General features: G+C 70.0%; 11 protein-coding genes. All 11 read left to right on the forward strand.

Annotation, left to right across the window (positions count from 1 at the left end):
- The coding region (locus C5708_RS19085; RefSeq protein ID WP_242923578.1) for a TonB-dependent receptor at positions 1-1985 on the forward strand (1985 nt) is incomplete at its 5' end.
- Between the two features lie 165 nt (positions 1986-2150).
- Positions 2151-3656, forward strand: a complete 1506-nt coding sequence (locus tag C5708_RS19090; RefSeq protein ID WP_242923579.1) for a hypothetical protein — start codon at positions 2151-2153, stop codon at positions 3654-3656.
- An 83-nt stretch (positions 3657-3739) separates the two neighbouring features.
- Positions 3740-5278, forward strand: coding sequence for an alpha/beta fold hydrolase (locus C5708_RS19095; RefSeq protein WP_242923580.1), 1539 nt, complete (start codon positions 3740-3742; stop codon positions 5276-5278).
- Positions 5275-7230, forward strand: coding sequence for a serine hydrolase domain-containing protein (locus C5708_RS19100; RefSeq protein ID WP_242923581.1), 1956 nt, complete (start codon positions 5275-5277; stop codon positions 7228-7230). Before C5708_RS19095 ends, C5708_RS19100 begins: the two co-directional genes overlap by 4 nt.
- Before the next feature lie 46 nt (positions 7231-7276).
- A complete protein-coding gene (locus C5708_RS19105) occupies positions 7277-8632 on the forward strand; it encodes an amidohydrolase family protein (RefSeq protein ID WP_242923582.1) in 1356 nt (451 codons plus the stop codon).
- 42 nt (positions 8633-8674) lie between these two features.
- Positions 8675-10237 carry a hypothetical protein gene (locus C5708_RS19110; protein ID WP_242923583.1) on the forward strand — a complete coding sequence of 521 codons (1563 nt, stop codon included), beginning with the start codon at positions 8675-8677 and terminating at the stop codon, positions 10235-10237.
- Positions 10234-11319 carry a PepSY domain-containing protein gene (locus tag C5708_RS19115; protein WP_242923584.1) on the forward strand — a complete coding sequence of 362 codons (1086 nt, stop codon included), beginning with the start codon at positions 10234-10236 and terminating at the stop codon, positions 11317-11319. Before C5708_RS19110 ends, C5708_RS19115 begins: the two co-directional genes overlap by 4 nt.
- The gene (locus C5708_RS19120; RefSeq protein WP_242923585.1) at positions 11280-12368 is read left to right on the forward strand and encodes a pyridoxal-phosphate dependent enzyme; all 1089 of its coding nucleotides are present in this window, start codon (positions 11280-11282) and stop codon (positions 12366-12368) included. The genes C5708_RS19115 and C5708_RS19120 overlap by 40 nt, the downstream gene beginning before the upstream one ends.
- Positions 12369-12437: 69 nt before the next feature.
- Positions 12438-13403: a pyridoxal-phosphate dependent enzyme gene (locus C5708_RS19125; protein ID WP_242923587.1), complete on the forward strand. Its 966-nt coding sequence runs from the start codon at positions 12438-12440 to the stop codon at positions 13401-13403.
- Between the two features lie 52 nt (positions 13404-13455).
- Positions 13456-14796, forward strand: a complete 1341-nt coding sequence (locus C5708_RS19130) for a peptide MFS transporter (protein ID WP_242923589.1) — start codon at positions 13456-13458, stop codon at positions 14794-14796.
- A complete protein-coding gene (locus C5708_RS19135; RefSeq protein WP_242923590.1) occupies positions 14793-15005 on the forward strand; it encodes a hypothetical protein in 213 nt (70 codons plus the stop codon). The genes C5708_RS19130 and C5708_RS19135 overlap by 4 nt, the downstream gene beginning before the upstream one ends.
- Positions 15006-15045 lie beyond the last annotated feature (40 nt).

Below are 15045 nucleotides of genomic sequence, written 5' to 3' on the forward strand. Positions count from 1 at the left end.
ATTTTGCAAGCCGTTTGACAGACTATGCGACGCAGGTCCCGAACCTTTCGTTCAGCGTCACCGGCGTGTCGCCGGGGCGGCAACTTGGAATGGTCATCCGGGGCATCGCGGGCGGCGCCGGATTCTATCTCGACGAGATAGCGCTGCCGGCGGGCATCGATCCCCGCATCGTGGACATAGAACGGGTCGAGGTCCTGCGCGGGCCGCAGGGCACGCTCTACGGCGCGAGCGCGATGAGCGGCACGGTTCGGCTGGTCACCAATCAGCCCAGCACCGCCGCGTTCACAGGCCAGGCCCATGTGATCGGGTCCGCCACCGAGGGCGGCGGCCTGAACGGCGCGGTCGACGGCGGGGTGAATATTCCCGTCATCGCGGACAGGCTCGCGATCAAGGTTCTCGGCTATTACGACTATGAGTCAGGGACCTACGACCGCTACGCCAGCCAGGACCCGGTCTATGGCGCTCCGGTTCCCTTCGCGCCGCACAAGAACGTCGACTCGCAATTTCGGAACGGCGGTCAGGTCGCCGCGACCCTGAAGCTCTTCGACGGCAACCTGACGATCACGCCGCGCTTCATGTTCGGCGACGCCGCGTCCCATGGCCAGTCGGTCGCCGACTTCCGGCCCGGCAACACCCGCCAGGAACGGATGTTCGACTATGACAGCGGAGGTCACGACGCCTGGCGTCTCTACACCTTGACCGCGACCTACAGCATGCCGTTCGGCGACCTCGTGTCCGCCTCGTCCCAGTTCGACCGCAGGGCCGATGAGCATGAGGACTTTTCCGAGCTTTTCGTCGCTCAGGGCTTTCCGTCCATCCTGGGGGTCAACCTTTCCCAGGCCATTCCGATCACGAGCACGTCGAAGGCCAGGATCAATTCCCAGGAACTCAGGTTCGTGTCCCGCCTCAAGGCGCCGATCCAGTTCACGGTCGGGGCCTACTACCGGAAATCGAACACGTCTTCGAACTATCCGCCGATCATGTTCGACGGGTTCAACATCTACAGCGCCGGGATTGCGGCTTCGACGACGGAGCAGGCGCTGTTCGGGGAGGCGACCTGGCAGGTGACGGACGCGCTCAGCGTCACGGGGGGGCTGCGGTATTTCGACACCCGCACGGCCAATGGCGGCTTCGAGAACGGCGACTTCACCGGGCTGTCCAATTTTTCCGGCAAGTCGCACGAAACGGGACTCAATCCGAAGTATGTCGCTGAATACCGGCTGACCCGCGACGCCCAGATCTACGCCATGGCGGCCAAGGGGTTTCGAACGGGGGGCGGGAATACGTTCTCCAAACCGGGCTGCGCCGCCGACATCGCCCGCGCGGGCCTGACGGGAGCCGACCTGGATTCCTACAAGTCCGACACCCTCTGGAACTACGAAGGCGGCGCGAAGACGACCTGGCTGGACGGCCGGCTCCAGGTCAACGGGGCGCTCTTCCACATCGTGCAGACCGGACTCCAGCAGAGCATCGAATTTCCGACCTGCGGCCAGAACGCCGTCGTCAATGTCGGCGAGGCCCAGAGCGACGGCGGCGAACTGGAAGTCAACGCGGTGGTCAGTCAGGGGCTGAGGCTGTCCTTCGGGACCGGCTACACCGACGCCCGCATCACCGCCGGCGGGAAGATCGGAAACTATGTGGTTCCGGTGCCCGTCGGTCAGAGAACCCAGCAGGTGCCCAGGTGGAACGTCTCCGCCGGGCTCGACTACAACTTCCAGGTCGGCAGGTTTCCGAGCTTCGCCCATGCGGACTACGCCTATGTGGGCAGCAGCAGGGGCGTCACCGCCGAGCGCGACGCCTACCACATGGTGAACCTGCGCGCCGGGACCGACCTGGGCCGCGTTCAACTCGCCTTCTTCGTCAAGAACGCCTTCGACGTCTCGGCCAACCTCTCCGACGTGCTTGGCGTCGCGCCCACGTTCCGGACCCAGTTCTCGGTCTCGCGGCCCCGCACCATCGGGATCGACGCCACGGCCAAATTCTAACCGGCCAGGATCGCTCGCGAGCGCCAGCGCCCGCCAGAACCGACGACCGCCGCGCCCAGCCGGGCGCGGTCCTGGGCGGAAGGCGAGGCGAGCGTCGCGGCACGGGGCGCCCGCCGCCCGCCACATGGAACAAGGAGCTTCGTCATTCTCCGGTTCGACCTGCTTATGATCGTCCTTCTCGCCCTGGCGCTGCTCGCCGCGTCGCTGCGGCTCTCCAGCTGGATATGCCGGCTCCTGCTAGGCGCCGCCATCCTGGCCGCGGCGGCTCACCTGGCCTTCGAGGGCGCTCGCTGGCAGATGGTCCCGGTCTATACGGTTCTGGCCTGCTGGGGCGGGGGAGCCCTCGGGCTGAGAATCTCGCCCCTGCGGGCCTGGGCGCAGGCGCGAGGCTCCTGGTTCGCCTGGACCGCGCGGGCGGGCGCGGCCGGACTGCTGCTGACCGCGGGCGTCGCGGCCTACCTGTTTCCGATGTTCCAGCTTCCCGAGCCCAGCGGCCCCTACGCCATCGGCACGCGGACCTTCGATCTGGTCGACGCCAACCGCCTGGAGCCGCACACGGTCGAGCCCTTCGATCATCGGGAGCTGATGGTCCGGGTCTGGTATCCGGCGCAGCCGGCCAGGCGGGCCAGGCCCGTATCCTACATGGACGACGCCGACCGGCTGGGCCCCGCGATCGCCAAAGGCTACGGCCTGCCGTTTCCGTTCGTCTTCTCCCACCTGAAGGCGATCCCGAGCCACGCCTATCCGGACGCGCCGATATCCGCGCGGCGGGCCACCTATCCTGTCCTGGTCTTCTCCCACGGACGCGACGTCTACGGCGCCGCCAACACGGTCCTGATGGAGGAGATGGCCAGCCGCGGCTATGTCGTCGTGGGTGTCGACCATGCCTATGGGAGCACCGCAACGGTGTTTTCCGACGGCCGGATCGCCCGGTTCGTCGCCGGCGTATATGAGGCGACGGGCCGGCGCGCGCCGCCAAGCGCGCATCGCATCGCGGTGATGGAGCGGGCGCAAAGGGCGATCGTGGGTTTCGACGTCCCCGAAATCCGGGCCGCCGTCGCGGAGCTGGATCGAGGCGATCCCCAAGCCTTGGCGTTGAACCACTATGGTCTGGCCATCTGGTCGGCCGACCAGAGGTTCGTCATCGATCAGCTCGAACGGTGGCAGTCCGGCGGGGCCGGCGGTCTGTTCGCGGGACGCCTGGATCTCTCGCGCCTCGGCGTCTTCGGCATGTCCTTCGGCGGGAGCGCCACGGTGGAGACCTGCGCCCTCGATTCTCGGTGCAAGGCCGGACTCGATCTCGATGGCTTCACCAGCCTGCTTCTGGACCTGCCGCCGCCTGCGCAGCCCTTCCTGTACGCGAGCGGCGGCGAACAGAATCTCAACCTGGCCCAGGCCGACCGCGCGCTCGGCCCGGCCTATTGGATGAAGGTGGGGACGAGCAAGCATGGCGACTTCACCGATCTGCCCATGGTCACCCGGCTCTGGAGACTTGTCGGCCTCTCCGGCTCGATCGCGCCCCGCCGGATGCTCGCCCTCACCAACGACTATGTCGGGGCGTTCTTCGACAAGCACCTCATGGGAGTTCCCGAGCCGCTGCTCGACGGGCCGTCGGCGCAATATCCCGAGGTGCGTCTGCGCGTTCAGCGCCCTGCGGCGCCGGCGCCCTAACCGGCGAGGGCGGCGCTTCGGCCCTCAGCTTGATGTCAGAAAGTTAAGTTGAGCTCACTTTCACAAAATGGTTTGAATCGATCATGAGCCAGTTGCATCGCTTCGGAAGAGCCGCGCGCCTTGCGCTGATCCTGGCTGCGGCCGCCTTTCCGGCTGCGGCGGCCATTTCCCCGCATCACGCCGGGGAACTGACCAAAGAGGTCCGTTCGGTCCGAACGGCGGGCGGCGAAGACGTCGCCTACGAGACCGGCACGATCTTCGTCCCGGAGAACCGCGGGGTCGCCGACAGCCGTCTGATCGGGATCGGCTACGCTCGAATTCGCGGGAGCGCCGCGGCTCAGAACGGTCCGCCGCTGTTTCTGCTCTCCGGCGGGCCAGGATCAAGCTATCTGGACCTGCTCACGGGAAGCGCCGGAAACAGCCCGGTGAAGCTGAGCGACCTGCTGGCCTTCCGCCCCGCCGGCGACATCGTGCTCATCGACCAGCGCGGCTATTCAGCCCGAGGCGACAGGCTCACCTACGCCCATCCGCCCTGGGATCTCCCCTTGGACCGCCCGGCGTCGCTGGCGGCCGAAGCGAAGGCGGCGATCGCATCGGCGAACATCGCTGTCGCCGCGAATCCCGGCAAGGACCTGTCCGGCTACACGATCGTCCAATGCGCCGAGGATGTGAACGATCTGCGGCGAGCCCTGGGCTACGAGAAGCTCACCCTCGTCGGCCAGAGCTTCGGGTCCCAGTGGGCCTTCGCGATCATGCGTCTCCACCCGGAGATCGTCGAGCGCGCCCTGCTGTCGGGCGTGGAGCCGCTCGACAACGGGTACGACATGCCGTCGCACGTGTTCGCCGCCCTGCAGCGGATCGCATGGTCGGCGGACCGGGACCCCGGCCTGCAGCCCTATCTGCCGAAGGGCGGGCTCATGGCCGCCCTGCAGGCGGTGCGGGACCGCCTGGCGCGCTCGCCCGTCACGGTCAAGGTCCGCGATCCCCGTTCGGGGGGCGCCGCCTCCGTCACCCTGGGCCTCTCCGACTTCCAGCGGGACGTCGTCGGCCCGGCCGAAGCCTGGCCCGCCTGGGTCCTGTCGCTCTACCACCGGCGCTACGAGGACTGGGCGAGCGAGGTGATCGCCGAGCGCCATAAGGGCGGCGAGACGGATGCGCTCATCGCGCCGCTGATCGATACGAGCCTGGGGGTGAGCCCCGAGCGCGAGCACCTGCTGCGGACGGACCCCGCCGGCGCCTTCCTGGGAGCGTGGGGGTTCGCGCCCGACATCGCCGCCGCGCCGACCTGGCCGACCCCTGACATGGGCGACGGGCTGCGTCGGGTCGCCCGGAGCGAGATCCCCGTGCTGTTCGTCCATGGGGACTGGGACACCGAGACCCCCGTCGAGAACACCCTGAGCATGCTGCCGTACTTCCCTCATGGCCGGGCGATTCTCGTCCACCAAGCGGGACACGGCGCGCGCTTCCTGCTGATGGCGCAACGCCCGGAGCTGCGCGACCAGATCCTGCGGTTCCTGGGAACCGGGGACGCCGACGGCCTGCCTTCGGAGACCTCGTTGCCGCCGCCGCCCTTCGAGCGGCCGGCCTTCCCGCCGCCGGAACGTCGTGGGGCGGGATCGTGAACTGGCGGCCCGCCGTCGCCGTCCTGGCCGCCGTCCTGGGCCTGGCCATGCCGGCGAACGCCCCGGCCGACACGCCGCCGGCGCAATCGCTCCTGCGCAAGGGCCAGCCCATACCCGCCCAGGACCTGGAGCGGTTCGTGGACGGCGCAGTCCGGGATGCGATGGCGGCGGAACACATCGCCGGCGTCTCGGTGGCGATCGTTCAGTCGGGACGCCCCGTGCTTCTCAAGGGGTACGGACTGGCCGACAAGACCCGGCCGATGGACCCCGATCGCACCCTCGTGCGCATCGGCTCGGTGTCGAAGACCTTCGTGTGGGTCGCCCTGCTCAAGGAGGTGGAGCGGGGCCGGGTGAGGCTCGCCGACCCGGTGAACGACTATCTTCCGCCCGCGCTGAAAATACCGGACCAGGGGTTCAAGGCCCCCATCCGCGTGATCGACCTGATGAGCCACGCGGCGGGCTTCGAGGACACCGCCCGCGGCCATCTGTTCGTCTATCGGGACGAGGACGTCACGCCCCTGGCCGACTATCTGGCGCGGCGTCGACCCCGCCGGGTCCGCGAGCCCGGCCAGTTCGCCACCTATTCCAACTACGGGGCCGCCCTGGCCGGCTATATCGTCGCCCGGCTCAACGGCCAGGATTTCGAGACCGTCATGGAGCGCGAGGTGTTCGCGCCCCTCGGGATGGCCAGCACGACCTATCGCGAGCCCTATGCGCCTCGCCGCGGCTTGCCCGAGCCCATGCCTCGCGCGCTGTCCGCCCGCCTGTCGGACGGCTTCGCCTGGCGTGACGCCCGCTTTCAGGTCCAGCCCTTCGAGCACATCAGCCAGATCGCGCCGGCCGGCTCGGCGTCCACCACCGCGGCCGACATGGCCCGCTACATGCTGGCCCTGCAGAACGGCGGACGTCTGGGCGGGACGGAGCTCTACGGCCCCTTCACCGCCCAGGCCTTGCGGACGCCGATCCTGGCGACCCCAAGCGGGGTCAACGGCTGGGCCCATGGCCTGATGGTGCGCGACCTGCCGGGGGGCTTCAGGACCTACGGCCACGGCGGGGCCACCGGCGTCTTCTTCACCAACATGGCCCTGATCCCCGACCTGGACCTGGGGGTTTTCGCCAACAGCAACTCCACCGGCGGCCGGGCCCTGGTCGAGCGCCTGCCCGAGTTGATCGTCGAGCACTTCTACCTGCCGCCCCGGGGTTCGCCCCTGCCGGGGGACCCGGCCCTGGCCAGGAGAGGCGGCCTCTATGCGGGCGACTACATACCCACCCGGCGCGCCTATTTCGGGCTCGAGAAGTTCGCGGACCTCCTGGGCGCGGAGGACCGGGTCTGGGTCACGCGGGACGGCTACCTGATCGCCAAGACCGGGAGCGTCACCCGCGCCTGGGTTCCCGACGGCGACCCGTCGCGTTTCCGGGCCGCGGACGGGGGATCAGATCGCCTCGTCTTCAAGCTCGACGCGCAGGGGCGCGCGGTCAGCTTTCCCATCGCGCGGGGAAGCTACACCCTGGAACGGGCCGGCCCGATGCTGGACCGGACCCTGTTCGGAAGGGCCGCGACCGCCACCCTGGCCGTCGCCTTGCTCGTCCTGGCGCAACGGGTGTTCGCCGGCCGGCGAGCCAGCCCGGCGCCCACATGGACCGGTCGGGTCAGAGCGGCGTCGTTGATCGCCGCGGGACTTTGGGTCGTCGTCTTCGCGGCCTTCAAGGGCTTTGGCCTCGAGGATCAGGGCGGAACGGCCTGGCCCGGCCCCGAGGTGCTCGCCACCTCGATCGCCGCCCTCGCCGCCGCCGCAGCTTCCGTCGCCCTGCTGGCCGCGACGCCCCCGGCCTGGATGGAGGCGAACGGCGAGGCTTGGTGGCTCAAAGGCCTGCAGGCCTCGGCGGCGGCCCTGTTCGTCATCTTCTCGGTGCTGGTGGCCGTCCGAGGGGGGCTGTCCCCATGGGCCTGACCCTTCCCCGCGACCGCGCCTTCCCGCGAACCGAGGAGTATGGACGATGATCCTGGGCCTCTTCGCCAGCGCCCTGGCCGGCCTTGCGGTCGGCCTCACCCCCTACGCGCCGCCGCCGGCGAGCCAGGTGGTCGTGTATCGCGACGCCGGCTTGATCGACGGCCTGGGCGGCGGCGTGAAGCCTCATATGGCCGTCATCGTCGAAGGCGCCGTCATCAAGGCCGTCCTGCCGGACCAGCAGCTGAGCAAGGCCGATCTCAAGGGGGCGGAGGTCGTCGACCTGTCGGGACGCTACCTCCTGCCCGGGCTGGTCGACTCCCACGTCCATCTGGCCACCTCGCCCAACCGCAAGAGAGCGGAGGCGCTGATGCGGCGCGAGGTCTACGGGGGCGTCACTGCGGTCCGGGACATGGCCGGGGACGGCCGCGCCCTCGCGGACCTGGCGCGAGCCTCCCGGGTGGGCGAGATTCCCGGCCCGGACATCTTCTACGCCGCCCTGATGGCCGGCCCCGGATTCTTCGCCGACCAACGCACGGTCTCGGCGACGCAGGGCGCCACGGCCGGCGCGGTTCCCTGGATGCAGGCGGTGACCAGCCAGACCGATCTGCCCTTGGCCGTCGCCCTCGCCCGGGGGACTTCCGCCAGCGGGATCAAGACCTATGCGGACATTTCCGGTCGCCTTCTGGCCCGGATCACGGCCGAGGCCCATCGCCAGGGGATGCGGGTCTGGTCGCACGGCATCCTGTTTCCCGCGACGCCCGAGGAGGTGGTCGCGGCGGGGGTCGATGTGATCTCCCACGCCTGCCAGGCGGGGTTCCAGGCCGCCGCGCCGCCGCCTGTGTCCATGTCGCCGCCGCCCGTCCTGCCCTATGCGCAGCTGGCGGACCCCGACAATCCCCGGATGGCGGCGTTGTTCGGGGAGATGCGGCGACGGGGCCAGATCCTCGACGCCACCAACTACGTGTACGTGGTGGGGGAACAGGAACGCCGGGCCGCCGGGAAGCCGGTATCCTGTTCCGCGGACCTCTCCGCCCGCCTGACGGCCCAGGCCCATCGCGACGGCGTCATGATCTCGGCGGGGACGGATTCGTTCTCTCCGCCGGAGGACCCGTTCCCGGCCCTTCACCAGGAGATCGTCTTCCTCGGCGAAAAGGCCGGCCTCTCGCCGGTCGAGGCCATCAGATCCGCCACCCTGACCGGGGCCATGGCCATCGGCCAGCAGGCTCAGATGGGCACGATCGAGCCGGGGAAGCTCGCCAACATGGTGGTCCTCGCCGCCAACCCCCTCGACGACCTGCGCCAACTTCGCAGCGTCGTCCTGACGATCAAGCGCGGCGTCCGCTTCGCGCGCTCCGCCTATCCGCCGCTCACCCGCGAGGAGCTGGATGAGGAAGACAACTGACCGCCCGCGCCTGACGTGCGCGGCTTCCGAGCAGGACATGAGATGCTGATTTTCGACACCCTCACCCTGGGCCTGCTGACCCTCTGGCTGCTGTCGGGCCTGGTCGGCGCCCTCAAGAAGACCCCGTGGCCCACGGCCCTGGCGATCCTGGCGCTGGCCGCCTGCGCGACGCACCTCCTCGTGGAGGGCCCCCGCTGGCAGATGGGGCCGGCCTATGTCGTTCTGCTCGTCCTGGCGGTTCTACAGCTTGGCGCGGTCTGGCCCCCGCTGGGCGGGCGGTTCAACGGGGCGGGCGGGCGCACGAGGGGCGCCGCCCGCTGGATCGCGGCCCTGCTGCTGGTCCTGACCGTGGTCGCGTCGTTCCTGTTTCCGATGTTCCGCCTGCCGAAGCCGTCCGGCGCCTATGCGGTCGGGACCACGACCCTGCACTTCGTCGATCCGTCCCGCTACGAACTCCACACGGTCGAGCCCTTCGATCGGCGCGAGCTCATGGCGCACGTCTGGTATCCGGCCACGGCGGCGGCGGGCGCGAAACCCGTTCCCTATCTGACGGACCCCGACGTCATGGCCCAGGCGACGGCGGGCTCGCTGCCGCTGGCGCCCTTCTTCACCCACCTCGGCGCGATCCCGACCCATTCCTTCCAGGACGCGCCGATCTCGCCGGCCCGGCGCACCTACCCCGTCGTGGTCTTCTCCCATGGCCGGAACGCGTTCTGGGGCCAGAACCTGACCCTGATGGAGGACCTGGCGAGCCGCGGCTACGTGGTCGTCGCCATCGATCACGTCTATGGCGCGGGACAGTCGGACCTGCCCGGGGGCCGCGTCGCGCGGTTCGTGCCCGAGGTCTATGAAAACCGCGGCCCCGAGCCTCATCGGGGAACCCCGCCCTCCGAGGCCGATCTCAAGGCGATCGCCACGAGCCTGAAGGGCGACGAAGTCCGGTCCGCCATCCAGAAGCTGATGGCCTATTCGCCCCGGGCCGACGCCAAGAACCGGTATGGGCTCAACATCTGGATCGCCGACCAGCGCTTCATTCTGGATCAGATCGAGAGCCTTCAGACGGGACGCACGCCGAGCCCGTTCGCCGGCCGGCTGGACCTGTCGCGGCTGGGCATGATGGGCATGTCCTTCGGAGGCGCGGCGACCATCGCCACCTGCGCCACGGACGACCGGTGCAAGGCCGGGGTGTCCCTGGACGGCTTCGCCCTCCACCTGACGGAGCTTCCGCCGCGACAACACCCGTTCATGACCCTGAACAGCGGCGACTACGGGGTCAATCTGGCGATCTTCGGCCGGGGCCCGAGCTGGGACTACTGGATGCAGGTGCGGGGCGCGAACCACAGCAACTTCACCGACCTGCCGATGGTGACCCGTCTATGGCGGCTCGCCGGCCTGGCGGGCGACGTCAAGGGTGGGGCGGGGCCCATCGATCCCGGCCACATGCAGGCGCTCCTGCGGGCCTACGTCTCGGCGTTCTTCGACAAACACTTGATGGGCGCGCCGGCGCCGCTCCTGGACGGCCCCTCGCCGGACTTCCCGGAAGTGCGGCACTTCACGGTCAAGCGCCCCTCGTGCGCCGCGACCGAACCGGGATGCCGGCCATGAGCGGCATGACGCGCGGACGCCTGCGCCGCCTGTGGCTCAACGTCCACCTTTGGATCGGGGTCGGCCTCCTGGCCGCCATCGTTCCGCTCACCGTGAGCGGAGCGGCGATCATGTGGCGCGCCGAGCTGGACCGGGTCCTCGCCCCTCAACGCTTCGCCTTCGCGCCTTCGGCCGCCATCGCGCCTGTCTCGGCCTATGTCTCGGCGGCCGAACGCGCGTTCGACGGACGCCTGGCGCCGATGCAGGTGGTGTTTCCCGAACATGCCGGCGACCCGGTCCAGGTGATGGGCGCGCCGGCGGGCGTCGCCCGAAAGTCCGCCAAGCTGCTGGCGGCCTGGCTCGACCCGGCGACCGCGGTGGTCATCGACAAGGGCGATCCCCAGGCCGGCGTGCTGGGCGCTCTCAACGCCGTGCACAAGACGCTGTTGCTCCCGGTCGTCGGCCATGACGCGGTGGGCTGGGCGGGGCTCGCCCTGCTGGCTTCCTGCGTGTCCGGCCTCTGGCTCTGGTGGCCGCGGAAGGGCGGGCCGCTGAAGGGGCTGCGCTGGACGCGGGGCGCCTCCCAACTCTTCAATCTCCACCACATGGTGGGGATCTGCGCCGGCCTGCCGCTCGCGCTCGCGGCGCTGACCGGCGTCTACCTCGCCTTTCCCGGCGTCGTGGCGACGCTGTTCGGGGCCGCGGCGCCGCCCCAGCCGGCGCCCCGCATGCTCCACGTGGGGCCGATCGCCACCGCCGACGACGCCCTGGCCGCGGCGCGCGGCGCGGCGGGCGGGGCCTCTCCCACCTGGATGGCGTTGCCCACGGATTCCAGCGCGCCGACCTGGACCATCCAGATGGCGCAGGCCGGCGGTCGCGATCACCTGGAAGTAGAGGTCCGGGGCCGAACCGGCGAGGTTCAGGTCACGCCGGCCACGGACGACGTCGTCTCTTACTGGACGGCCAGGCTCCACGAAGGCGTCGACATGCCCGTCGCGTGGCGGCTGGCCCAGACCCTCGCGGGCCTCGCCCCGCTTCTTCTCGCCGGCACCGGCGTCGTCATGTGGCTGCGGCGCAGAACTCGTCGATTGGAGCTGTCATGAAACCGCCATCGGCTACCCTTCGCCCGACCCCCGAGGCGGCGCCGGACGCGGCCTCGGCCCGCGAAATCGGTCTCGCGGAGATCCGGTCGACCGCCGATCTCGTGGCCCCCTATGTCCTGCGCACGCCTGTCCATACCTGGCGGAGCCGCGAGATCGAGGAACGGCTCGGGACCACCGAGCTCGTCCTGAAGCTCGAGCTCTTCCAGCGCAGCGGCTCGTTCAAGCTGCGCGGCGCGCTCTCCAACATGCTGCGCCTTTCTTCGGATCAACTGAAACGCGGCGTCACGGCGGTGAGCTCGGGCAACCACGCCATCGCCGTCGCGTGCGCGGCGTCCATCCTGAAGACCAGCGCCAAGGTGATCATGCTGTCGACGGCGAGCCCGGATCGCATCGCCGCGGCGCGGGCCTATGGCGCGGAGGTGCTGATCGTCGAGGGCGGGGCGGCCGCCTTCGCCGCCGTCGATCAGGTGGCGGCCGAGGAGGGGCGCGTCCAGATCCATCCCTTCGAGGGCCGGCGAACCGCGCTTGGCGCGGCGACGCTCGGACTTGAGTTCGCCGAACAGTGCGGGCCGCTGGACGCCCTGATCGTCGCCGTCGGCGGCGGCGGCCTGGCCGCGGGCGTGGCGTCGGCGTTCAAGCGGGTTCAACCCGGCTGCCGCGTGATCGGCGTGGAGCCCGAGGGCGCGCCGACCATGCACCTCAGCTTCGCCGCGGGCTCCCCGCAATCGGTCGCCACGGTCTCCACCATCGCCACCAGCCTGGCCCCGCCCATGGCCCTTCCGCTCAGTTTCGAGCTCTGTCGCAGCAACGTGGATGCGCTGGTCGCGGTGGACGACGACCAGCTCTGCGCGGCCATGGCGCTCCTGTTTCGAGACATGAAGCTCGCCGTGGAGCCCGCGGCGGCGGCGGCCGTCGCCGCGCTTCTCGGCCCCCTGCGGGACGACCTGCGGGGCCGCCGCGTCGGACTGGTGATCTGCGGCGCCAACATCGATCTGGAGTCCTTCGCGACCTACGTCCGCCGCGGCCAGGCCGTCGACGCGGGGCCGTGACGGCCAGATCGATCCCGACCCATTCGCCGTGAAACCCGGTCCCCTCTTGCGTCCCATGGGAGCTCGAACTTGTCCGACCTGCCCGTAACCTTCTCCGACATCGAGGCCGCCGCGGCGCGCATCGCCCCCTTCGTGCGCCGCACGCCCGTCCTCACCTCCCGCCGGCTGAACGAGCTCGTGGGGGCCGAGGTGTTCTTCAAGTGCGAGAACTTCCAGCGCATCGGCGCTTTCAAGGCGCGCGGGGCCCACAACGCCGTCCTCTCGCTCGGCCCCGAGGCGGTCGCCAGAGGCGTCGTCACGCATTCCTCCGGCAATCACGCCGCCGCCCTCAGCCTGGCGGCGCGAAACAGGGGGACTTCCGCCTTCATCGTCATGCCGTCGAACGCGCCCAAGGCCAAGGTGGAGTCGGTGCTCCGCCTGGGCGGAGAGATCACCTTCTGCGAGCCGACGATCCTGGCCCGCGAAGCGGCGGCGGCGGCGATCGTCGCCGATCGCGGCGCCACGCTGGTGCACCCCTACGACGATCCCCTGGTCATCGCGGGGCAGGGAACCGCCGCCCTGGAGCTGCTGTCGCAGGCGCCGGATCTCGACGCCGTCATCGCTCCGGTCGGGGGCGGCGGCCTGATGGCGGGAACGGCCGTCGCGGTGCGGGGCCATGGTCCGAACGTGGCGATATGGGCCAGCGAACCCGCCCAGGCCGACGACGCCTGGCGCTCCTGGCGGCAGGGCGTCCGCACCGCCGGAGATCCCCCCGACACGATCGCCGACGGCCTGCGGACGACGCTCGGCGAAAACGGCTTCGTCATCCTTCGGGCCTTGCTCGACGAATTCGTCACCGTCCCGGAGGCCTCCATCGCCACGGCGATGCGGCTGGTCTGGGAGATCCTCAAGATCGTCATCGAGTCCAGCAGCGCGGTGCCCGTCGCCGCTCTGCTCGGGGGCGGGCTGCCGGTTCGCGGCCAAAGGATCGGCGTCATCCTCACCGGCGGCAACGTCGATCTGGATCGGCCGCCCTGGGCTTCCGCCGCCGCATGACCGGCAGGTCGACCGCTCCTGCCCCGGCCGCAGGCCCACGGGGGCTCCGGTGATGTCGGGACCGCAAAGGCCGCCGCCGGCGGGGAGGACCCTGTTCGGTCACCCCCGCGGCCTGACGGTGCTGTTCCTGACCGAGATGTGGGAGATCTTCTCGCTTCACGGCATGAGAGCCTTGCTCGTCTATTACATGACGAAGCAGCTGATGATTCATCAGGGCAAGGCGTCTCTGATCTATGGCGTCTATACGGCGGCGCTCTACCTTACGCCGATATTCGGCGGGATGATCTCCGACCGCTGGCTGGGTCGGCACCGCGCCGTCCTCCTCGGCGGATCGATCATGGCGCTGGGCCATTTCATGATGGCGTCCGAGGCGCTGCTGTTTCCGGCCCTGGCCGTGATCGCCCTGGGCAACGGCTTCTTCCTTCCGAATCTGCCCAGCCAGATTCCAGGGCTCTACGGCCCCGGCGACCCCCGCGCCGGCGCGGCGTTCAATGTCTATTATGTCGGCGCCAACCTTGGGGCGTGCCTGGCGCCCCTGGTCTGCGGCACGCTGGGGGAAACCCTGGGGTGGCACTGGGGCTTCGCCGCCGCCGGCGTCGGCATGCTGGGCGGCCTGACGATCTATGTGCTGGGCGCGGGCGAGCTGCCCGCTGACGTCGTTCCGGCCCGGGCGCCCCCTCCAGGTCCCGGGCCGACCGAAAGCCGGTGGCGCGCGCAGTTGCTGGTCCTGGCCGGCGTTTCCGCGGCCGTGGTCGTCTTTCGCATCGCCTATGAGCAGGTGGGCAACACGCTGCCCCTCTGGATCGACGCCGCCGTCGACCGCCAGCTGACGCCGGGCGGCTGGAAGATCCCGATGACCTGGTTCCAGTCGGTCAATCCGCTGCTGGTGATCTCGCTCTCGCCCCTGCTGGCCGTCGCCTGGACCCGCGCCGCGGAACGTGGGCGCGATCGCACCCCCCTACAGAAGATGGTCATCGGAGCCGCCTTGTTGTCGCTGGCCTTCCTCATGCTGGCCGGCCTCAGCGCCTGGTCGGACGGAGGTCGGGTCGGCTGGCCTTGGCTGGCGGCGTTCTTCGCGGTGTTCACCGTCGCCGAGCTCTTTGTCTTCCCGGTCGGGATGAGCCTGTTCGGCCGCCTGTCCCCCCCGGGCGTGCTCGCCAGCGTGATCGCCGTCTGGTTCCTCTCGGCGTTCGTCGGAAACCTTCTCGCGGGAACCGTCGGCGCGCTGTGGAGCATCGTGGGGGCGCCCCTGTTCTTCTGTCTCCTGGCCGCCGCCGCGGCGGCCTCGGGCGCGCTGTTCCGGCTGCTGGATCAGCACGTCCGCCGGATCGACCGCCAGGCGCCCGATCGCGCCGCCACGCCCTTCGTTCCCGTCCATGAGGCGCCCCGATGATCCATGCCGTCAGCGAAGCCGTCGCCGCGCGGCTCGTCACCCTCGACGAAGCCGTCGCCGCCCCCGATCGTGGCGAGTCGAGGCTGTTTCCCGCCGCCATGGGCGAGGGCGGGGAGGGCGGGACGCGGTTTGGCGCCAGGGACATCCGGCTTGGCGCGCGCATCTCGGCCATGGGCGCCGGCGGGCGTCGTCTTCATGGGAGCGCCTAGGGTGGGAAAGAGGCTCCTCGATCCGGATTGGTTCAATCGC

Source organism: Caulobacter sp. CCUG 60055 (assembly GCF_022750545.1).
GTDB lineage: Bacteria > Pseudomonadota > Alphaproteobacteria > Caulobacterales > Caulobacteraceae > PUIC01.

Bases quoted from the DNA above. Each gene is read 5' to 3' on its own strand.
- C5708_RS19090 (WP_242923579.1), top strand. From the start codon at position 2,151: ATGATCGTCCTTCTCGCCCTGGCGCTGCTCGCCGCGTCGCTGCGGCTC.
- C5708_RS19095 (WP_242923580.1), top strand. From the start codon at position 3,740: ATGAGCCAGTTGCATCGCTTCGGAAGAGCCGCGCGCCTTGCGCTGATC.
- C5708_RS19105 (WP_242923582.1), top strand. From the start codon at position 7,277: ATGATCCTGGGCCTCTTCGCCAGCGCCCTGGCCGGCCTTGCGGTCGGC.
- C5708_RS19110 (WP_242923583.1), top strand. From the start codon at position 8,675: ATGCTGATTTTCGACACCCTCACCCTGGGCCTGCTGACCCTCTGGCTG.
- C5708_RS19115 (WP_242923584.1), top strand. From the start codon at position 10,234: ATGAGCGGCATGACGCGCGGACGCCTGCGCCGCCTGTGGCTCAACGTC.
- C5708_RS19130 (WP_242923589.1), top strand. From the start codon at position 13,456: ATGTCGGGACCGCAAAGGCCGCCGCCGGCGGGGAGGACCCTGTTCGGT.
- C5708_RS19135 (WP_242923590.1), top strand. From the start codon at position 14,793: ATGATCCATGCCGTCAGCGAAGCCGTCGCCGCGCGGCTCGTCACCCTC.